Annotated in this window: 27 protein-coding genes; 23 read left to right on the top strand and 4 right to left on the bottom strand. The window is 69.0% G+C overall.

All coding sequences use genetic code 11. The annotated features are described in order from the left end of the window. The 20 genes from C8D93_RS20975 to C8D93_RS13735 all read left to right on the top strand — a co-directional run. The coding region (locus C8D93_RS20975; RefSeq protein ID WP_211307350.1) for a hypothetical protein at positions 1 to 210 on the top strand (210 nt) is incomplete at its 5' end. Positions 211 to 324: 114 nt separating this feature from the next. Then, the gene (locus C8D93_RS13815; protein ID WP_146216611.1) at positions 325 to 789 is read left to right on the top strand and encodes a hypothetical protein; all 465 of its coding nucleotides are present in this window, start codon (positions 325 to 327) and stop codon (positions 787 to 789) included. Positions 790 to 878: 89 nt separating this feature from the next. Continuing rightward, positions 879 to 1346 carry a hypothetical protein gene (locus C8D93_RS20430; RefSeq protein WP_146216610.1) on the top strand — a complete coding sequence of 156 codons (468 nt, stop codon included), beginning with the start codon at positions 879 to 881 and terminating at the stop codon, positions 1344 to 1346. A gap of 360 nt (positions 1347 to 1706) precedes the next feature. Then, positions 1707 to 2069: a GFA family protein gene (locus C8D93_RS21235; protein WP_110265781.1), complete on the top strand. Its 363-nt coding sequence runs from the start codon at positions 1707 to 1709 to the stop codon at positions 2067 to 2069. Positions 2070 to 2140: 71 nt separating this feature from the next. Next, positions 2141 to 2620: a nuclear transport factor 2 family protein gene (locus tag C8D93_RS13805; RefSeq protein ID WP_110265780.1), complete on the top strand. Its 480-nt coding sequence runs from the start codon at positions 2141 to 2143 to the stop codon at positions 2618 to 2620. Positions 2621 to 2730: 110 nt separating this feature from the next. Further along, positions 2731 to 3102, top strand: a complete 372-nt coding sequence (locus C8D93_RS13800; RefSeq protein ID WP_110265779.1) for an EthD domain-containing protein — start codon at positions 2731 to 2733, stop codon at positions 3100 to 3102. Between the two features lie 8 nt (positions 3103 to 3110). Then, entirely contained in the window at positions 3111 to 3272 is a 162-nt protein-coding gene (locus C8D93_RS20730) for a hypothetical protein (protein ID WP_170124030.1), read from the top strand. Continuing rightward, a complete protein-coding gene (locus C8D93_RS13795; RefSeq protein WP_110265778.1) occupies positions 3269 to 3673 on the top strand; it encodes a GFA family protein in 405 nt (134 codons plus the stop codon). The genes C8D93_RS20730 and C8D93_RS13795 overlap by 4 nt, the downstream gene beginning before the upstream one ends. Further along, positions 3670 to 4206: a hypothetical protein gene (locus C8D93_RS13790; protein WP_110265777.1), complete on the top strand. Its 537-nt coding sequence runs from the start codon at positions 3670 to 3672 to the stop codon at positions 4204 to 4206. The genes C8D93_RS13795 and C8D93_RS13790 overlap by 4 nt, the downstream gene beginning before the upstream one ends. 96 nt (positions 4207 to 4302) lie before the next feature. Continuing rightward, a complete protein-coding gene (locus tag C8D93_RS13785; protein ID WP_110265776.1) occupies positions 4303 to 4983 on the top strand; it encodes an SDR family oxidoreductase in 681 nt (226 codons plus the stop codon). A gap of 116 nt (positions 4984 to 5099) precedes the next feature. Next, positions 5100 to 5387, top strand: a complete 288-nt coding sequence (locus tag C8D93_RS13780; protein ID WP_110265775.1) for an antibiotic biosynthesis monooxygenase family protein — start codon at positions 5100 to 5102, stop codon at positions 5385 to 5387. A 99-nt stretch (positions 5388 to 5486) separates the two neighbouring features. After that, entirely contained in the window at positions 5487 to 6110 is a 624-nt protein-coding gene (locus C8D93_RS13775; protein WP_110265774.1) for a LysE family translocator, read from the top strand. A 3-nt stretch (positions 6111 to 6113) separates the two neighbouring features. After that, positions 6114 to 7721 (top strand): serine hydrolase domain-containing protein, encoded by a 1608-nt coding sequence (locus tag C8D93_RS13770; protein WP_211307348.1) that lies wholly within the window; start codon positions 6114 to 6116, stop codon positions 7719 to 7721. A gap of 28 nt (positions 7722 to 7749) precedes the next feature. After that, positions 7750 to 8082 (top strand): DUF2834 domain-containing protein, encoded by a 333-nt coding sequence (locus C8D93_RS13765; RefSeq protein WP_110265773.1) that lies wholly within the window; start codon positions 7750 to 7752, stop codon positions 8080 to 8082. Continuing rightward, complete coding sequence (locus tag C8D93_RS13760; RefSeq protein WP_110265772.1) at positions 8069 to 8752, top strand: class I SAM-dependent methyltransferase; 684 nt, start codon at positions 8069 to 8071, stop codon at positions 8750 to 8752. The genes C8D93_RS13765 and C8D93_RS13760 overlap by 14 nt, the downstream gene beginning before the upstream one ends. 40 nt (positions 8753 to 8792) lie before the next feature. Further along, on the top strand, positions 8793 to 9725 hold the full coding sequence (locus C8D93_RS13755) for an alpha/beta fold hydrolase (RefSeq protein ID WP_211307347.1): 933 nt from the start codon (positions 8793 to 8795) through the stop codon (positions 9723 to 9725). A gap of 74 nt (positions 9726 to 9799) precedes the next feature. Beyond that, entirely contained in the window at positions 9800 to 10702 is a 903-nt protein-coding gene (locus C8D93_RS13750) for a VOC family protein (protein ID WP_110265771.1), read from the top strand. Between the two features lie 25 nt (positions 10703 to 10727). Next, positions 10728 to 10943 (top strand): DUF4287 domain-containing protein, encoded by a 216-nt coding sequence (locus tag C8D93_RS13745; RefSeq protein ID WP_110265770.1) that lies wholly within the window; start codon positions 10728 to 10730, stop codon positions 10941 to 10943. Positions 10944 to 10962: 19 nt separating this feature from the next. Next, the gene (locus tag C8D93_RS13740) at positions 10963 to 12159 is read left to right on the top strand and encodes an MFS transporter (protein WP_110265769.1); all 1197 of its coding nucleotides are present in this window, start codon (positions 10963 to 10965) and stop codon (positions 12157 to 12159) included. 38 nt (positions 12160 to 12197) lie between these two features. Then, positions 12198 to 12545 carry a GFA family protein gene (locus C8D93_RS13735; RefSeq protein WP_110265768.1) on the top strand — a complete coding sequence of 116 codons (348 nt, stop codon included), beginning with the start codon at positions 12198 to 12200 and terminating at the stop codon, positions 12543 to 12545. 18 nt (positions 12546 to 12563) lie between these two features. Here the strand turns inward: C8D93_RS13735 and C8D93_RS13730 are convergent, their stop codons facing one another. From C8D93_RS13730 to C8D93_RS13715, 4 genes are all read right to left on the bottom strand, one after another. Beyond that, on the bottom strand, positions 12564 to 13991 hold the full coding sequence (locus tag C8D93_RS13730; protein WP_110265767.1) for an MATE family efflux transporter: 1428 nt from the start codon (positions 13989 to 13991) through the stop codon (positions 12564 to 12566). Between the two features lie 168 nt (positions 13992 to 14159). Next, positions 14160 to 15122 (bottom strand): alpha/beta hydrolase family protein, encoded by a 963-nt coding sequence (locus C8D93_RS13725; RefSeq protein ID WP_110265766.1) that lies wholly within the window; start codon positions 15120 to 15122, stop codon positions 14160 to 14162. A 25-nt stretch (positions 15123 to 15147) separates the two neighbouring features. Beyond that, positions 15148 to 16419 carry a kynureninase gene (kynU, locus tag C8D93_RS13720; RefSeq protein WP_110265765.1) on the bottom strand — a complete coding sequence of 424 codons (1272 nt, stop codon included), beginning with the start codon at positions 16417 to 16419 and terminating at the stop codon, positions 15148 to 15150. A 92-nt stretch (positions 16420 to 16511) separates the two neighbouring features. Next, positions 16512 to 17585, bottom strand: coding sequence for a 3-deoxy-7-phosphoheptulonate synthase (locus C8D93_RS13715; RefSeq protein WP_110265764.1), 1074 nt, complete (start codon positions 17583 to 17585; stop codon positions 16512 to 16514). A gap of 136 nt (positions 17586 to 17721) precedes the next feature. Between C8D93_RS13715 and C8D93_RS13710 the strand changes: the two genes are divergently transcribed. From C8D93_RS13710 to C8D93_RS13700, 3 genes are all read left to right on the top strand, one after another. Further along, on the top strand, positions 17722 to 18684 hold the full coding sequence (locus tag C8D93_RS13710) for a DUF3187 family protein (protein WP_170124029.1): 963 nt from the start codon (positions 17722 to 17724) through the stop codon (positions 18682 to 18684). A 110-nt stretch (positions 18685 to 18794) separates the two neighbouring features. Beyond that, on the top strand, positions 18795 to 19094 hold the full coding sequence (locus C8D93_RS13705) for a hypothetical protein (RefSeq protein WP_146216609.1): 300 nt from the start codon (positions 18795 to 18797) through the stop codon (positions 19092 to 19094). Further along, positions 19091 to 19852: a hypothetical protein gene (locus C8D93_RS13700; protein ID WP_110265761.1), complete on the top strand. Its 762-nt coding sequence runs from the start codon at positions 19091 to 19093 to the stop codon at positions 19850 to 19852. Before C8D93_RS13705 ends, C8D93_RS13700 begins: the two co-directional genes overlap by 4 nt. Positions 19853 to 19854 lie beyond the last annotated feature (2 nt).

Below are 19854 nucleotides of genomic sequence, written 5' to 3'. Positions count from 1 at the left end.
TTGGCGAAAATCCGCCGGGTACGGCGCTCGACTCTTGGGCATATCGGACTCCTTCTCTCAAAAGATCAGGTGTCCGCGAGAACGGGTCAACTCCAAACCATGAATTCGTTCTCGGCCGTGATCGACAGCGAGATCGTGTTATGGGATTGCCGCTTTGAACTCGGTGCCGCCCAACAAGTGCATCCGGCCGACGCATTCGCCGCCGCTTAGCGGCGGCAGATACGTGGCTGAAGCGCGGCGTTAGGTCTAAAGACAGATCGACTCTGCTCCGAGGGGAATCTTCAGTAGCACACTTGTTCGTTGTGAACTCAAAGGAGGTAACCAGTGAAGATACGTAAAGCATTTACAGCATCAATGGTCGGCTTGTGCGTGTGCTTCTCTTCCCTTGTTTGCGCTGCAGGTTCGGCAGGTTCGCGCACTGCAGTAGTGTGGGAAGGTCAAGGGCTCTGGTATGGAACGTCGCCCGACCTCGTCACTATGGGTGAAGAGTTGGCGGCTTTTCTGCTCCAGAAGCTTCAAGCGGAGCCTACCTTGGCTTCTGATGAGGCGCCCGCAGAATCGGTTTATACCGTGCTAATCGGCACATCTGAAAGCATAGAGAAGCTGAAGGTCTCGCCGAACTCAATCCGAACCAGCGACGGCGTCATCCCGCTGGGTCCCCAAGAATTCGCGCGCTTCGAGCACTTCATTAACGTTCGCCCCATCGACAATCGGCTTTATGGGCAGGCTGACGATCTACTCGCGGATTCACTGGCGTACGTGAGTCAAGCGATGACATCAGCCAAGTAGTGGCGTACCGGCCCAACCATCAGTTTCACCCGACGCCCCAGCCTCCGCGGCTACGCCGCTCCAGCCGGGGTGTCGGGTGAACTGGGGCGTTGGGCCTCAAAGCGATGAAGGTCGTAATTTCAGCACCGAAGCGGGATCAGGGCACGGCACACATTGCAGAGGCAATGCATGCGCCGCTCCGGCAATTGAGCGCGGCTGTTTCAGGCGAGTACGGGGGCAACATAGAGCATTTGTGGGTCGAGCTTGAACTTGTTCCAAGTGATGCAGATCGGCGCTCCGCCTGGAGTTTCAGGTTTCAAAAGCGCGTGTCGCCGAGATCGCTTGCAGCAGAGCTGCCAAAGGCTGAGTACCACAACGTTGGTCATTACTCGGTTCGTCCGGATTACTTCGCGCTGGCGGCGGTTGCTCCAGAGAAGGTCAGCCGGTACCTCATGGAGCTGATATACGAATCCACTGCTGTGCTGGAAAAGAGACAAAAGCAATTGGGCGGCTTCAACGTCGAAGGCTTTCGGGTTCAAATGAGGCAAGCAATAGAAGCAGTGGAGTCGTCGAGATGAGGCCCAACAGTCACTTCCACCCGACGTCCACGCCGCAGCTTCGCGGCAGCGCGGCCGCAGGTGAAGTGGGGCGTTGGGCGTCACAGAATGGAACTGGGGTTTTGAACAACTGGGGGTAACACCATGGGCACCGCAGGCGCTGTCGTCGTTGTTCTAATCATCATTGCCGCAGGTGTATTCTCAGCTCGTACGAAGAAGAAGCGCGAACAGAAACCCGGTTCGGGCGGGAAGCAGTAACGCCCCACAAGGCGCGCCGCTGAGCGCCGGCGGTTCGTAAAACGAGACCGGACCGTCACGTCGGGCCGACCTGCTCGATCGCATGAGAACTGCGGAACGTGACATCTGCAGAAAAGGCTGACAATGTCCGAGCGCACTACAAGGAAGTACCTGGGCAGTTGTCACTGCGGAGCGGTGCGCTTTCGGATCGAGACGGACGCTCCGGAGCTGACGACATGCGACTGTTCGATCTGCCGCCGCAAGAACGCCTTGATGGTCAGGGTCCACGAAAGCCACTTCGAGCTGCTGGCGGGGAGCGACTCGCTGACGGAATACCGCTTCCACACGAACACCGCGCGCCACTATTTCTGCAAGGTCTGCGGCATCTATCCGTTCCACCGCAAGCGGGTTACGCCGGACTACCTCGGCATCAACGTCTTCTGTCTCGAGGCGTTCGATCCTCGCGGAATACCGGTGCGACAGACGGTTGGAGCGGCGATGGCCTGAATCGGCGCGCCGTCCCCCTGTACGCTTCGAGTCCACGGCGGTTCGCCCCCGACATTCCGAAAGAGAGAGTCATGCACAGCTTCATCGCCACGCTACTCGCAGCGACGTTGCTCGGCCTCACGGCCTGCGCCGCGTCGCCGGTGGTCGTCATGCTGACCGACGAGGACGCGCAGACCTTGCTGACGCTGAACGAACGCCTGGCGCGTTTGATGATCGTCGACAGGGACCCCGGCGTCGTGACGGCGCTCGCGGCGGAGAACCTGAGAGTGCTCGCACCGGGCGGTCTGATCGAAGGCAAGCAGGCCGCGATCGCGGGCGTGGACAACTGGGACGCGGCGGACGTGAGCCTGTCCGGGACGGAGGTGGTGTTCCACCGGAACGTCGCCATCGTCAGCGGGCGGCTGGATATCGACGGGACGATGCGCCCGGTCGGTCGCTGGGGGCCGCTCAAGTATCTGAGCACCTGGGTCAAGGACGAGGACGGGTGGCGCCTGTTGTCGCGATCCCTGACACCGTGCCTGGACAAGCTCATCGAGGCCGGCCGCTGCTGAGCGGCGTACGGACCATCGCGGAGCCGCTGTCCAGGACCGGCTGCGCGTGAGCCGCGGACGGCCAGCGCACACCGAGTTCCGCCGCAACACTGCAAGAGAGGAGAACCGCCATGATCAAGCTCGTCTACGCCATCCGCCGCCGTCCCGATTTTTCGCCGAAGGACTTCTACGCGCGCTGGCTCGCGCATGCGCCGCTGGTGAAGGAGCTTGCGGAAGCGATCAACGCCCGGCGCTACGTGCAGAGCCACACGCTCGATACGCCGCTCAACGGGCAGTTCGTGCAATCGCGCGGCATGCAGGCGCCTTACGACGGGATCACCGAGGTGTGGTGGGACAGCATCGAGGATCTCGTCGCCGGGATGAACACGCCGGAAGGGCAGGCGGCGCACCGGCGGCTGCTTGAGGATGAGCAGGCGTTCATCGACCTGGCGAACTCGACGATCTTTCTGACCGAAGAGCATCCGATCTTCGATCGGGCCTAGTGGACGGCATGGCGAAGAACATGACGGCCATTGCCGGCGCGGCGACGGCCGGATCGGCTGTCTTCGGCGGCCCGGTTCGCGTCTCTGCAGCGCGCCGGCGCAAGACCGGATGCGTCAGGCGCGGATGGGATCAGGACAGCGGCGTCGCCGCGAAGGAGCGGACAGCGTGAGCAGGTATTCCGGGTCTTGTCTGTGTACGGCGGTGCGGTTCGAGATCGACGCCGAGTTCCGCAGCTTCTACCTGTGTCATTGCACCCATTGCCGCAAGGACACCGGCTCGGCGCATGCCGCGAACCTGTTCGCCCCGGGAGGCAGGTTGACGTGGCTGTCCGGCGAGGACCGGGTCACGCGGTTCACGCTGCCGTCCACGCGCCACGGCAAGGCCTTCTGCTCGGTCTGCGGCTCGGCCCTGCCGAACCTGCAGATGGACGGCGCGCTGCTGGTCGTGCCGGCAGGCAGCCTGGATGACGAGCCCAGCCTGCGGCCGACCGCGCACCTGTTCACTGCCAGCCGGGCCACGTGGGCCCGCGACCTGGCGGACGTGCCGGGCTTCCCGGGGTTTCCGGAATGACGATGCGCGCTGCCGTGCTCCTGGCCTGTACGGTGCTCGGCGGCTGTGCCGGCGTGAGCACCCTGCCGGTGTACCAGAGTCGCTCGGGCGCATGGACCTCGCCGGAGGGCGGCAATCCGTTCGTCCTGCACGGCGAGCGCGGAACGGTGCAGTTCTCGGTGCTGGGATTGTGGCCGCACTGGTGGTGGGTGGGGCCGATGCCGCTGCCGCTGATTCCGAGCCCCTATCCGGGCAGGGAGCTGACGGTGGTGCTGACTGCGCAGCCGCCGGCGCGGATCGATGGCGAGGCCGGCGTGCGGCTGCTGGCGGACGGCGCCGAACTGGCGTTGCTGGATCGCCGCGCGCAGGGCGACGAGGCGGTCTACCGCTTCGGCCTGCCGGCGGCGCATCCGCAGTCGGTGACCGTTGCCATCGACGGCCTGCCGCCGGCGGTGCTCGCGGTGGGGCGGGAGCGGTGCTACTGGGTGGGCGACTCGCACCCGAGCTACCGCGACTGCAGCGCGGCGGCACAGTCCGCGGACCCACCGCGCTAGCGTGCGCGAATTTCGCGCGCGCGATATCGCTTTGGCGTCGGCGGTGCGCCGCCGGCACAATGCGCCGCGTCCGATCACGCCTGCGGAGAACGGCACATGCACCAGACGCTCGTGGCAAAACGCGTCCTGATCACCCAGGCCGATGCCTTCATGGGGCCTGCCCTGTGCGAGGTGTTCGCCGAGCAGGGTGCACAGCTGATCGCGAACGCCGATTCGCTGGCCGCCCCCGGTGCCGCGGAGCGGATCGTGGCCGAGGCGGGTCCCATCGACGTGCTCGTGGTCAACCTGGCGCTCGCGGCGCCGACGACGCCGGCCATCGAGGTCGACGACGACGAGTGGCGCACGGTATTCGCCGCGCTGGTCGACCCGCTGCCGCGGCTGGTACGAACGGCCGCCCGGGACATGGTGGCGCGAGGCGGCGGCCGGATTCTCGTCGTCGGCAGCGCCTCGGCGCTGCGCGGGATGAAGCGCGCCTCGACCTACAGCGCGGCCCGCGGGGCGCAGCTGGCCTATGTGCAGGCGGCCGGCGTCGAGCTCGCGCCGCAGAACGTGCAGCTCAACGCGATCGCGCAGAACTTCGTCGACAACCCGACCTACTTTCCCCCGGAGGTCCAGGCCAATCCGCGGTTCCAGGCGCGGCTGGCGCGCGAGGTGCCGCTCGGCCGCCTGGTGTCGGCGCGCGAGGATGCGCTGTTCGCCGCCTACCTGTGCAGCGACGCCGCAGCCTGCTTCGTCGGACAGGTGTTTCCGGTCTGCGGCGGCTGGGTCACGCGGTGAGCGGCGCGACGGCTGGCCGCAAGGTCTGAAGCCGGGGAGCGGTCGGGCAGACGTACCGTTTCATGGGACACGCAGAAGGCGATGGGTCGATACGCAACGCATCAGGAGAACGGCGCATGGTCGTGGTGATCTTCAAGGCCCGGATACGGGCGCTGGACGCCGATTACGCGGCAACCGCACAGGCCATGCGGCAGCTGGCGATCGAGCAGTTCAACTGCATCGCCTTCGAGGCGGTGACGGAAGGGGACTCGGAGATCGCCTTGTCGTACTGGCACAGCGAGGACGACATCCGCGCATGGAAGCAGCATCCGGCGCACCTGGCGGCGCAGCGGCAGGGCCGGGAGCGGTGGTATGCCTCGTACTCGGTGGAAGTGGCCCGCATCGAGCGTCACTACGCGACTTGACGCCGGCGCGTCTCGGCTTGGCTGCCCGAACGGCGTTCCCGCGCGACGGGGCTCCCGGTTAGGATCGCGCACGTTCCCGACGCACGGAGCGCGTGACCGATGGACCTGAGTTTGTCGCTGGCGACGGTGGCGGCGCTGTTCGCCTCGATGGCAGTGCTGGCCGCGATGCCGAGCGTGAGCGTGCTGGCGGTGACCGCGCGCGCCGCGAGCGGTGGCTTTCGCCACGGCGCGCTGACCTCGCTGGGCGTGGTTGCCGGCGACCTGGTCTTCATCGCGTTGGCGATCTTCGGCCTGGCGATGCTGGCGGAGGCGATGGGCGAGGCCTTCGTGCTCGTGCGCTACGCCGGCGGGCTCTATCTGCTGTGGCTGGGCGTGGTCGTCTGGCGCGCTGCCGGACGGTCGGCTGCCGGGACCGCCGCCGCGGCCGGTTCCGGTTGGTCGAGCTTCATGACCGGCCTGCTGATCACGCTGGCGGACCAGAAGGCCGTGCTGTTCTACCTCGGCTTCTTCCCCGCGTTTCTCGATTTGTCCGAGATGTCCGTTTCCGACGCCGCGATGATCGGCCTGATCGCGCTGCTCGCCGTCGGTGGCGTCAAGCTGATCTACGCCTGGGCGGCGCACCGCGCCGGCGCCTGGCTCGGGCGCGGAGCCGGCTTGTGGATGAACCGGATCGCGTCCGTGGTTATGGTAGGCGCGGGCATCGTGGTCCTGTTGAGGAGATAAGGCGTGCGGCGTGGATGGTGGCTGGCGGGTTTCCTGGGTCTGTGGGCGGTGCTGGCGTCGGCGCAGGACGAGCTGCCGTCGCTGGCGGTGGAATCGCTGAGCGGCAAGACCCTGCAGCTCCCCGCCGACCTGCTGCCGCGCCCGCAACTGCTGATCGTGGGTTTCTCGCGCGATTCGCGCGAACAGACCGAGCCGTGGATGCGGCGCATGACCGGCACCCGCGGCAAGGTGGCGGCCTCGGTGCGCCAGGTGGTGGTGCTCGACGTGCCCGTGCTGCTGCGCGGGTTCATCGTCAGCCGTATCCGCAGCGCCGTGCCGCAGCCGATGCACGCGCGCTCGCTGGTGGCGAGCACGGACATCGACGCGTGGAAGCGCATCACCGGCTTCGATGCACAGGACGAGGACGCGGCGTACCTGCTGCTGCTCGATGCGCAGCATCGCGTGATCTGGCGCGGTCGCGGACCGTGGTCGCGCGACACGGAAGCGGAACTGCTGGCGGCACTGGGTGCCGCGGCCTCGCCGCCGTCCGGCATCGCTCGTGTCGATACGCGGGCACGCGAGCTGATGCAGCGGGAAGGCGTGAACGGACTGGCGCTCGCGGTGATCGACGACGGCCGCGTCACCTACGTGGCGAGCTACGGCTACCGCAATGTCGAGAAGGCGCTGCCGCTGACGCCGGACACCATCATGTACGGCGCCTCGCTGACCAAGACCGCCTTTGCCTACATGGTGCTGCAGCTCGCCGAGGAGGGACGGCTCGATCTGGATACGCCGATTGCCGAGCTGCTGCCGCAGGCCCTGCCCGAGTACGAGGCCTTCGCCGATCTGGCCGACGACGAGCGCTGGCGACAGCTGACGCCGCGCATGCTACTGAGCCACACATCCGGGATGGCCAACTTCCGCTGGCTGGAGGACGACGGCAAGCTGCGCTTCCACCACGATCCCGGCACGCGTTACGGCTACTCGGGCGAGGGGTACTACATCCTGCAGCTCGTGCTCGAGGAAGGGCTGGGGCTCGACGTGGGCGCCGAGATGCAGACGCGCATCTTCGACCGCTTCGGCATGCGGCACACCAGCATGCAGTGGCGCGAGGACTTCGCCGACAACCTCGCCGACGGCTATGCGCTGGACGGCAGCATGGAACCGCACGACGAGCGCTCGCGGGTCAGCGCCGCCGGCTCGATGGACACCACCATCGCCGATCAGGCGCGGATGTGGGCAGCGATCGTGCGCGGCGACGGGCTCGACAAGCGCAGCCGCGCCGCGCTCGTGCGCCCGGCGTGGCCCATCGGCTCGCGGCATCAGTTCCCGACGCTGGACCCGGCCGAGGATGCGCGCAACCGGGACATCGGCCTCGCCGCCGGCCTCGGGCTGGTGGTGTTCGAGGACGACAGCGGCCCGGCCTTCTTCAAGGGCGGGCACAACGAATGGACGGGCAACATCGTCGTCTGCCTGGAGACCGGACGGCGCTGCGCCGTGCTGATGTCCAACGACGTGCGCGCCGAGCGGATCTACCCGCAACTGGTGACGGAGATCCTCGGCGAGACGCGCATGCCGTGGCGCTGGGAGTACGGCTGGCTGGACGCCGGCGACGACGACGATCCGTCCTGACAATCCATACATCCCCGGAGAGCCGGTCATGCCCCTGGCGGTCTATCGTCTGCTGTTGATCCTGCTCGGCGGCGGCTTCGCCGTCGCCTTCGCGGTCATGGTGCTGCCGCCGCTGCTGCAGGATCCGGACATCATCGGCGCCTTCGCCGCCGGCTTCGTCAACCCGTACGCCTCGGGTTACGCGCTCGACGCCATCCTGTGCTGGTGCGTGCTCGCCGTCTGGGTGGTGCACGAGGCGCGCAGCGCCGGCGTGCGCCACGGCTGGATCGCGCTGGTGCTCGGCGTCGCGCCCGGTGTCGCGACCGGATTCGCGGTCTACCTGCTGCTGCGGACGCGCCCGGCGCGCGATGGACGCGGCTGAGGCCGAGGCGCGCATCGTCGCCTCCTGGCGCCGCAATGCGGCGCCGTGGACCCGTGTCGTGCGCGAGCGGCGCATCGACAGCCGGCGTGTGACCGATGCCGCGATCGTCGATGCCGTGCTGGCCCGCCGGCCCGGCCGCGTGCTCGATCTCGGCTGCGGCGAGGGCTGGCTCGCGCGCCGGCTCGCCGCGCAAGGCATCGAGGTGCTCGGCGTGGACGGGTCACCGGAGCTGATCGAGGCGGCGAGAGCCGCCGGCGGCGCGCGCTTCGAGGTCGTCGACTACGCCGGTCTCGCGACGCTCGCCGGCGCGCCGGCCTACGACGTCGTCGTCAGCAATTTCGCGCTGTTCGGCGATGCCTCGGTGCGCACGGCACTGCAGATCACGCCGCGTCTGCTGGCGCCGGGCGGCGCACTCGTGATCCAGACCCTGCATCCGCGCGCGGCCGGTGGCGAGGCCCCGTACCTCGATGGCTGGCGCGACGGCACCTGGGCCGGCATCGACGGCGACTTCGACGATCCGGCGCCGTGGTACTTCCGCACGATCGAGGGCTGGCAACGCCTGCTGGCCGATTGCGGCTTCGAGCGGGTCGCGCTGCACGAACCGCGTCACGCCGATGACGGCCCGCCGGCTTCGGCGATCTTCGTCGCCGCTGCGGCTGCCGTCGACTGACACGAACGCGGTTGTCGATTCCGGGCCGCGGCGTTCGACCATGCACGAGCCCCCTGAGAACGAGGCCGCACCGATGCGTCACCGCTTTCGCCTGCTGCTGCTTGCCGGCTGTGCTTTGGCGCTGGGCGCCTGCGCCGCCGTCCCTGCCGATGGAGAACCCGTGAGCCCGACGACAACGCGCCTGATCGACCGCGGACATGCACCGGTCAATGGCATCCGCATGTACTACGAGCTGCACGGCCCGGCGCAGGACGCTGCCGACGGTGTGCCGCTGGTGCTGCTGCACGGCGGCGGCTCGACCATCGACGTGAGCTTCTCGCAGGTGCTGCCACTGTTCGCGCAGCACCGGCGGGTCCTCGCGGTCGAGGAGCAGGGTCATGGACGCACGACCCAGCGCGACGGTCCGGTCCGCTTCGAGACCTCGGCAGACGACGTGGCGGCGCTGCTGGCGCATCTGCACATTGGACAGGCCGATGTCTTCGGCTTCAGCAACGGCGCCAGCGTGGCGCTGCAGGTGGCGATCCGCCATCCGGCGCGCGTGCGCAAGCTGGTGTTCGCATCGTCGATGACCCGCCGCGGCGGTGCACCGCCGGAGTTCTGGGCGTACATGGCGCAGGCGGATTTCTCGAACATGCCGCAGCCGCTCAAGGACGCCTTCCTGCGCGTGAACCCGGACGAGCAGGCACTGCGCGAGATGCACGACAAGGACGCCGCGCGCATGCGCGATTTCCGCGACGTGCCGGATGCGCTGGTCCGTTCGGTGGGGGCACCGACGCTGATCGTGCTCGGCGATCGCGACATCGTGACCCTGGAGCACGCGGTCGAACTGACGCGGATGATGGACAACGCCCGCCTGCTGGTGCTGCCCGGCGGTCATGGCGACTGGCTCGGCGAGGCCGTCATGCCGCAGGGGCCCGGGCCGATGCCGGCGCTGACGGCCGGGTTGATCGAGGCTTTTCTCGACGGCGACTGAGGGCCTGTCGATTCGCCGCAGGGCCGTTCGACCAGAAGGGAAAGACCGCGGGACGGGTCCCGCCGGAGTGCCGCATGTCGCTGATCACGCCCCATCTGTGGTTCGACACCCAGGCGATCGAGGCCGCCCGGTTCTATTGCTCGGTGATGCCGGATGCGCGCATCACGCATCGCTCGGTGCTGCGCGCGACGCCGTCCGGCGACTGCGACATCGCGTCGTTCGAGCTCGCCGGTCTGCCGTTCAAGGCGATCTCCGCGGGACCGTACTTCACATTCAATCCGTCGGTGTCGTTCCTGCTCAACTTCGATCCGCAACGCGACGCCCATGCGCGCGACCGGCTCGACACGCTGTGGTCCGCGCTCGCCGACGGCGGCGAGGCGCTGATGCCGCTGGATGCCTATCCCTTCCGTCCCCGCTACGGCTGGATCAGGGATCGCTATGGACTGAGCTGGCAACTGAACCTCTGTGCGCCGTCCGGGCGGCCGCCGCCGCCGATCCTGCCGCTGCTGATGTTCACCGGCGAGCATTGCGGCAAGGCCGAGGAGGCCGGCATCTTCTACCGCGGACTCTTCGAGGGCTCGCAGGCAGGGCAGACCGTGCGCTATCCCGCCGGCATGGCGCCGGATCGCGAAGGCACGCTCATGTACTCGGACTTTCGCCTGGGCGACACCTGGATCGGCGCGATGGACAGCGCGCATGACCACGGTTTCGGCTTCAACGAGGCGGTCTCCTTCCTCGTCGCCTGCCGTGACCAGGCCGGGATCGACCGCTACTGGTCGCAGCTCTCGACGGTGCCGCAGGCCGAGCAGTGCGGCTGGTGCAAGGATCGCTACGGCCTGTCGTGGCAGATCACGCCGATGCTGCTCGACGAGGTGATGCGCTCGAACGACGAGCAGCGGATCGCGCGCGTGACCCGGGCCTTCCTGAAGATGAAAAAGTTCGACGTGGCCGCCCTTGAGGTGGCTGCGCGCGGCTGACACGGCCGGCGGGCTGCAGCGGAGAATGAGCGTGGCAGAGAAGATCAAGGGACCGGCGTCGTACTTTCCGTCGATCGAAAGGACTTACGGCAAGCCGGTCGCGCACTGGCTGGGCCTGCTCGACACCGTCGCCGGGTGCGCGCACATGGAACAGGTGGCGTTCCTGAAGCGCGAGCACGGCATCGGCCACGGACACGCCAACGCGCTGGTGGCGCATCATCGGCATGCGCGGGGTGTCTGATTCCGGGGGCACGGCAACGATGGAACATCCGTATCGCTGGATGATCGTGGTCGCAGGCGGCCTGATGGGCTGCATCGCCATTGGCACCATGTTTTCGCTGGCGGTGTTCCTCGAGCCGATGGCAACACAGACCGGCTGGTCGCGCACCGGCATCTCCGCGGCGATGACGGTCAACTTCCTGGTGATGGCCATCGGCAACCTGGGCTGGGGCGTCATCAGCGACCGCTACGGTGTGCGTCTCGTCGTCACCTGCGGGTCCGGCCTGCTCGGACTGGCGCTGGTCCTCGCCAGCCGGGCCGAATCGTTGTCGGCATTCCAATGGACCTACGGGGTGCTCGTGGGTCTGTCGGCGAGCGCATTCTTCGCACCCATGATGGCGCTGACGACCGCCTGGTTCGAGCGCCAGCGCGCGCTGGCCGTGTCGCTCGTCTCGGTGGGCATGGGTATGGCGCCGCTGACGGTGTCGCCGTTCGCGCGCTGGCTGCTGACGACGACCGACTGGCGCACGGCGATGCTGACGATCGGCCTACTGGCCTGGGTCCTGCTGCTGCCGGCCACACGCCTGGTCCGCCAACCGCCGGCGGCTGCGCACACCGCTGCACGGCCCCCCGGCGCCGGAGCCCAGCCGTCCGCGTGGCAGGTGCTGGGAACTCCGCAGTTCGTCGTGCTCGCGCTCACCTTCTTCATGTGCTGCGCCGCGCACGCCGGGCCGATCTTCCACATGGTCAGCTATGCGATCGCCTGCGGGATCGGGCCGATGGCCGCCGTGAGCATCTACAGCGTCGAGGGGCTGGCCGGCCTCGGCGGCCGGGTGCTGTTCGGGCTGCTTGCGGACCGGCTTGGCGTGAAGCGCGTCCTCGTGTCCGGACTTCTGGTGCAGGCGCTGGCCATCGCCGCCTACCTGGCGGTCGGCCGGCTCGGCGAGTTCTACGCGCTGGCGCTGATCTTCGGGGCCGCCTACGGCGGTGTGATGCCGCTGTACTCGGTGCTTGCGCGCGAATACTTCGGGCAGGCCGTACTCGGCACGGTGCTCGGCGCGGCGATGATGCTGTCGAGCCTCGGCATGGCGCTGGGGCCGCTCGCCGGCGGCTGGGTGTTCGACCGTTTCGCCAGCTACGCCTGGCTGTTCATCGGCTCGGCCGGTGTCGGCCTGGCGGCGGTTGCGGTCGCGCTGGCGTTTCCGCCGTTGCCGCCGCGCCGCAACGCGCTCGCGTGAGTATTCCATTTCCCGACGACAGGACGAGGGCTTTTTAAATGACGTACACCGGAAGTTGTCACTGCGGCGGCATCCGCTTCGAGGTCGACGGCGATCTCGACGGCGCGATGGCCTGCAACTGCTCGATCTGCCAGCGCAAGGGCTCGTTGCTGTGGTTCGTGCCGCGCGACCGGCTGCGGCTGCTGACGCCGGAGGACGCGGCGGCGACCTACACCTTCAACCGTCACGCGATCCGGCACCGCTTCTGCGCCACCTGCGGCATTCATCCGTTCGGCGAGGGCACCGATCCGAAGGGTCAGCGCATGGCCGCGATCAACGTGCGCTGCCTGGACGGCGTCGATCTCGACGCCCTGCCGGTGCACCGCTTCGACGGTCGCGCCCTCTAGGGGGATGGGGCTGGCGGTTCAGACGCGGGCGCGCTTCCAGCGTCCGCGCGTGAACAGCCACAGCGTGAACAGGCCGACCGAGGTCTCGGACACGAACACGCCCCAGAAGACGCCCGAGGCCTGACCCTCGAGCGGCACCGCCAGCACCCAGCACAGCGGAATCTGGATCAGCCAGAAGAACACGAGGTTGATCTTCGTCGGCGTCATCGTGTCGCCGGCGCCGTTGAAGGCCTGCGTCGCCACCATCCACCAGCCGTAGACGAAGTAGGAGTACGACAGGATGCGCAGCCATTCGGCGCCGACGGCGATCACGCGCGGATCGTCGCTGAAGATGCCGATCACCTGCTCGTTGAAGAAGAAGAACAGCAGCGAGACGGCGACCATGAAGACCATGTTGTAGGCGCCCACCTGCCAGACCGAGGACTCGGCGCGATCCGGCCGGCCGGCGCCGAGGTTCTGGCCGACGAGCGTCGCCGCGGCGTTGGACATGCCCCAGGCCGGCATCATCGTGAACATCATGATGCGGATCGTGATCGTGGCGCCGGCCACGGCCTCGCTGCCGATGCTGGCGAGGATGCGCATCAGGAAGATCCACGAGGTCATGCCGACGATCATCTGGCCGATGCCGCCGAGCGAGGTGCGCACGATGTTCAGCGCGACCTCCGCCTTCCAGCCCAGGTGCGCGAACGTCGCGCGGATGTGTTTGCCGCCGCGCACCAGCAGCCAGAGCTGCAGAACGACGCCGGTGCCGCGACCGATCGTCGTCGCCACCGCCGCGCCCTCGATGCCCATCGCCGGTATCGGCCCGAAACCGCAGATCAGCATCGGGTCGAGGACGATGTTGATGCCGTTGGCCACCAGCAGCACGCGCATCGCGATCGCCGCGTCGCCGGCGCCGCGGAAGATCGCGTTGATCACGAACAGCAGGACGATCACGGCGTTGCTGCCGAGCATCCACTGCATGTAGCGGTAGCCGTGTTCGAGCGCCCAGGCGTCCGCACCCATGATCGCGAGCAGTTCGCGCGCCCAGATCGTGCCGGCGACGGCGAAGGGCACCGAGACGAGCACGCCGATGAGGATCGCCTGCACGGCGGTGACGCTGGCGCCCGAGGCATCGTGCTCGCCGATGCGGCGCGCGACGATCGCGGTCACGGCGGTGGCCAGGCCCATCGCGACCGCGTAGAGCAGGAACAGGTAGGTTTCGGTCAGGCCCACCGTGGCGACCGCGGAGGCGCCGAGCTTGCCGACGAACCAGATGTCGGCGACGGCGAAGGTCGATTCCATGACCAGCTCGAGCATCATCGGCACGCCGAGCAGGAACACGGCGCGCCGCAGCGGAATGCGGGTGTAGTCGGCCTCGGTGCCGCGGATGGCGTCCTTCAGGCCCTGCCATAGCGAGCCGCGTGCGGCCCCGGCGGGCGCGGCAGTGGAAAGCGTGTTGTCCATCGCGGGTGGGATGCCGGCCCATCTGCGGGCGGCCGGTCGGTCTGATCGTGGGTGTGTCCATGGTCGAACGGCGCGACGCCGGATCGACAGCCCGTCATTGTGCGCGCCGCCCGATGGCGGCGTCATGTCAGCCGATACCGTTTCGCCGCGGCACGCGCCGCGGACGGTTCAACGGCTGGTCGGTCGTACGCCGCCCGCGGGCGGCATGCGCAGCAGGGCGTTGTTGAGGATGACGACGAGGCTGTCCCAGGTCGGCCCCTGCGGCGCGACGACATCGAAGTGCCCGCCGGCCGGGTCGGTATGGATGACCACGCTGTCGCCGGCGCGGCGCGCGCGGTCGGCATACAGCGCCAGCGTCTCCGGGGGAACGATGCTGTCGTAGGCGCCGTGGATGAACCACTGCGCGACGCCCAGCGGCAGCAGCGCGGACGGCGACAGCTGCGAGTAGCGGCCGGGAACGTGCTCGGGTTCGCCGCCGACGACCTCGTCGACCATGCGGTGGCAGCTCTCGCGCGGGCCGATGCGGTAGCTCTCCAGGTCGGTGATCGCGGCCAGGCCGACGACGCCGTGGATCGGCAGCGGATCGTCGACATGAAGCGGGCTGTCCTCGGGCATGCGCCGGCGCGCGGCGAGCCACAAGGCCAGCTGACCGCCGGCGGAGTGGCCGACGGCGATCACGCGGCTGGCGTCGACGGGATAGTAGTCGGCCAGCACGCGCACGTAGTCGGCGGCGAGGCCCACGTCGGTGAAGGTGGTCGGCCAGCCGCCGCCGTCATTGCCGCCGACGCGGCGGTACTCGATCAGCCAGGTGGCGAATCCCAGCGTGTTCATCGCCGCTGCGAGCGGCCGCATGTAGCCGATGTCGTAGGCCGCGCCCCAGCAGCCGCCATGGATCAGGATCGCCAGCGGATGGGGGCCGCGCCCCGCCGGCAGGCGCAGTTCGCCGTACTGCTGCGGCGCGTTGCCGCCGTAGGGCAGCGCGTCGCGCTGCGGCGGCGGTGCCTTGAGCGCGATCAGCTCGCCCCAGCTCATCGGCCGGTCGACATCGTCCTGCCGTTCCCACTTCGCGACGCAGGCGCTCAGTGCCACCAGGCACAGGCCCGCGATCGACGCCCACATCACTCGCTGCATGTCCGTCAGTCCCCAGGTCGCGGCCTCAGGTCACGCGCCGCTGCCGATCGAAGCGCGCATCCTGCCAGATACCGGCGCGCATGATCGCGTGCAGGCGTTCGGCGGCGTCCCAGGCGTCGACGTGGCGCAGGTAGGCCGGCGCGAAGCCCAGGCGCAGGATGTCGGGCGCGCGAAAGTCGCCGACGACCCCGGATTCGATCAGCGCCTGGCAGATGGGCCAGGCCCGCGCGTGCCGCAGGCTCACCTGCGAACCGCGCTGCGCGTGCGCCTGCGGCGTCACCAGTTCCAGGCCGTGCTCGCCGAGCCACGGCAGGCAGCGCGCGATGAACAGGTCGGTCAGCGCCAGCGATTTCGCCCGCAGCGCCGCGCCGTCGAGACCGGCGAGCAGTTGCACGCCGACATCGAGTGACAGCAGGCTGAGGATGGGCGGCGTGCCGCACTGCAGTTGCCCGGCGGCCGTGGCGGGCGCGTAGTCCGGCGCAAAGGCGAACGGCTCGCGGTGGCCGAACCAGCCGGTGAGCGGCGAGCGCGCCTGTGCATGCCAGCTGCGCGCGAGATAGGCGAAGGCCGGCGCGCCGGGACCGCCGTTGAGGTACTTGTAGCCGCAGCCCACGGCGAAGTCCGCCTGCGCGGCCTCCAGATCGACCGGGACGGCACCGGTCGAGTGCGCGAGGTCCCACAGCACCAGCGCGCCGCGCGCGTGCGCCGCCGCGGTGATGCGCGCCAGGTCGTGCATCGCGCCGCTGCGGTAGTCGACGTGGCTGAGTGTCAGCACCGCGGTGTCGTCGTCGATCGCCGACGCCGGATCGGCGGCGAGCCGCTCGCGGTCGACGCTGCGCAGCCGGTGCTCGCCGGTCCAGCCGGCGAGGCCCTCGGCGACGTAGCGATCGGTCGGGAAGTTGCCGGTCTCGGTGAGGATGGTGCGCCGGGACGGCCGCAGCCGCAGTGCGATGCCCAGCAGCTTGAACAGGTTGACCGAGGTCGAGTCGGCCACGGCGACCTCGTCGGCATGGGCGCCGATCAGTCCGGCGATGCCGGCGGCGACACGCGGGGCGAGGTCGATCCAGCCGGCGCCGTTCCAGGCGCCGACCAGCTGCCGGCTCCATTCGTCGTCCAGCGCCTGCTGGAGTCGCGCGCGGGTCGCGGCCGGCATCGGACCCAGCGAGTTGCCGTCGAGGTAGATCACATCGGGCGGCAGCACGAAGGCCGCGCGCGCGGCGGCCAGCGGATCGGCCGCGTCCAGCGCGCGGCAGGCTTCGCGCGAGGTGGGCAGATCGGTGGCCGACGGTTGGAGCATCGCGTGCGGATGGCGGGAACACGACCATTGTAGGCAGCGCCGGAAACGAAAACGCCCGCGCGGTGGCGGGCGTTCGTGCTGCTCGGCGCGCGTCAGGCGCTGCGCGCCTGCCGCAGGCGGCGCTGCTCGACGGCGTTGGCGAGATGCCGCAGCAGCTCGGCGGTGTCGTCCCAGTGGATGCAGGCGTCGGTGATCGACTGGCCGTAGGTCATCGCGTCACGCGGGCCGATCTCCTGACGGCCTTCGACCAGGTGCGATTCGATCATCACGCCCATGATGCGATCGTCGCCGCCGGCGATCTGGTGGGCGACGTCCTGGCCGACGGTGATCTGCCGCTTGTGCTGCTTGTTCGAGTTGGCGTGCGAGAAGTCGATCATCACCTGCGGCCGCAGGCCGGCCTTGGTCAGCGCGGCACAGGCGGCGTCGACGCTCTTGGCGTCGTAGTTGGTGCCGGCGCTGCCGCCGCGCAGGATGATGTGGCAGTCCTTGTTGCCGGTGGTTTCGAAGATCGCCGAGTGGCCCTGATGCGTCAGCGACAGGAAGCGGTGCGGATGCGCGGCCGACATCACCGCGTCGACGGCGACCTTGACGCTGCCCTCGGTGCCGTTCTTGAAGCCGACCGGGCACGACAGCGCCGAGGCCAGCTCGCGATGCAGCTGCGATTCGGTCGTCCGCGCGCCGATGGCGCCCCAGGCCACCAGATCGGTGAGGTACTGCGGCGTCAGGATGTCGAGGTACTCCACGCCGGCGGGCACGCCCATCTCATTGAGCTTGAGCAGCAGCTCGCGACCGACGCGCAGGCCCTTGTTGATGTCGAAGCTGTCGTCGAGGTCCGGGTCGTTGATCAGGCCTTTCCAGCCGACCGTGGTGCGCGGCTTCTCGAAGTAGACGCGCATGACCACGAGCAGGTGGCTGGCGAGATGCTGGCGCGCCGGCAGCAGGCGCTGCGCGTACTCGATCGCGGCCTGGGTGTCATGGATCGAGCAGGGGCCGACGACGACCAGCAGACGGTCGTCGCGACCGTAGAGGATGTCCTGGATCTCGCCGCGGGCGTCGAAGACGGTTTTCGACGCCGCATCGGTCAAGGGCAGTTCCGCCTGGATCTCGGCCGGCGTGGAAACCTCGCGGACCGAGCCGATCCGGGTATTTTCGGTAACGAAGCGCATGACACTCACAGACCCGCTGTACAGACAAGGGCCGGGATGCTAGCAGATCGATCCTGTGCCCACACCGCCGCGAACGGACGAGGTTTCGTCCGAATCCGGGCACAATGCCCTGCCTTTTCGACGCTCAGGGATGCCGATGTTCCGACGCCTGCCGGCCCTGCCGGCCGCATTGCTGGCGCTGGTCGTGCCCGTCGCCGCAGCCAGTGAAGCCTTTGTTTTTCCGGCCTTCAACCAGGCCGCGCTGGCGCGGCATGCGCCGCTGCCGGCGCCCGAGGGCGACGCCGCGGACGGCGGGCGCCTGACGCTGGACTGGACCAGCGAGAGCCATTTCGAGCAGGCCGGCGACGAGTTCCTGCTGCTCGACGGCGAAATCTTGCGGCTGGGGCTGCAGCAGCGCTGGACCTGGGCGGGCATGCAGTGGAGCGCGGAGCTGCCGCTGCTGGTGACCGGCGGCGGCGTGCTCGATTCGATGATCGAGAACTGGCACGACTGGTTCGGCCTGCCCAACGGCGGCCGCGACCAGATTCCGCGTGACCAGTATCGCTACCAGTACCAGCGCGGCGGCCAGCCGCCCGGCGAGACGGTCTTCGACATCGGCGGCAGCGATGCGGCGATCGGCGACATCCGCCTCGGGCTTGCCCGCTGCGCCGACGGCGGGGGCTGCTGGCGCGCGCTCGCGCAGCTGCCCACCGGCGACGCCGACCGCCTGCTCGGTGGCGGCGCGGGGCTGTCGGCCTGGTACGAGCGCGCCTACGCGCTCGGAGGAACACAGCGCTGGAGTGGCGCGTTCGCGGCCGGGGCCGGTGCAGTCCGCGGCGACGGCCCGGTCGAGGATCGGCAGAAGACCCTGGTGCCGTTCGGCTGGGCGTCGCTGGGCTACGCCCTGCTGCCGTCCCTGCAGGCCGGTGCCCAGCTCTACGCACACGGACCGCTCTACGACGACAGCGATCTCGACGCCTTCACCCGCAGCGGCCTGCAGGTGGTCTTCGGTTTCCGCTATCGCAGCCCGGGCGGCATCTGGTGGAACCTCGCCGTGCAGGAAGATCCGATCACCAAGTCCTCGCCGGACTTCGTGATCCATCTGGCGTCAACGTGGTGAACGTCGCCGTCTCGGTGGGGCAGGCCGGACGCCGGGGCGTCACACAAGCGCGGCAGACTCGCTGGCCGCCGACCGCGCCGTCGGCGTCCCGCCCGATCCACCTGCACGCGATGCCGCCGCTCCCCGAATTCCGCAAGCTCGAACTCGCGTGGTGGGATCATGTCGATGCCGCCTGTCCGCACCCGGTGCATTCGCGGCTGCGCTACCAGTGGATACGCGAGAACACGCAGCTCGAGTACGGCGGGCGGCGTTACCAGCGCACCACCTCGTCGATCCGTGCCGAGGATGGCGTGACCCGCAGGGGGTTTCTCGTGATCTACCGCGACGTCGAGCAGCCGCAGCGCCGCGTGACCGGCGTGGTCCAGGCCGGCAGCGGGCTCGCCGCCGTGCGGTCCGGTGTATCCGCATGAGGCCGGCCGGAGGACTGCGGGCGACGGGCGCACGGCTGGCCGGCCGGGTCGTGCTCGCGCTCGCGCTGGCCGGCGCGGCGCCGGCGTGGGCGGACGACGCCCGCGCCTCCGCGGTCGGCCTGCGCGCCGGCAGCGGCGGCATCGGTCTCGAGTACGCGCACCCGCTGGGCGAGCGCTTCGCCCTGCGCGGCGGCATCAGCGTCGGCGGCTTCACGCTCGGTCTCGAAGAGGATGGCATCGACTACGACGCGACGCTGCGGTACGGCACGCCGGTCGGCATGCTCGATTTCCATCCGTTCGGCGGCACCTTCCGGCTCACCGCCGGCGTCTACGGGCGGCCGTCGGACATCGATCTGGTCGCTGACGGCGAGAACGAACGCATCGACGTCGGCGCACGCGAGTACACGGCGAGCGGCCGCATCGACGGAGACGTCGACCTGGGTGGCGTGGCGCCGTTCCTCGGCATCGGCTGGGGCGGCAGCCCCTCGGGTCGCGGCTTCGGCCTCAGCGTCGAGATCGGCGTGATGCTCGCCGACGCGCCGGGCGTCTCGCTCAGCGCCCGGGGCCGTGCTTGCGAGTCGACCCTGCTGTCCTGCGACCCGGATGGCCTGTTCGGCTTCGACGTGTCCGATCCGAACGATCCGCGCGCAGCGACGTTCCGTGCCGAGCTCGAGGACGAGGCGCGCGAGCTGGAGGACAGCCTCGCCGACCTGCGCTACTTCCCGGTCGTCAACCTCGGGCTGCACTATCGGTTCTAGGC

This window comes from Sinimarinibacterium flocculans (assembly GCF_003201205.1).
Taxonomy (GTDB): Bacteria; Pseudomonadota; Gammaproteobacteria; order Nevskiales; family Nevskiaceae; genus Solimonas; species Solimonas flocculans.
Note: the sequence above shows the minus strand (reverse complement) of the source record. Positions and strands in the feature narration are given on the sequence as shown.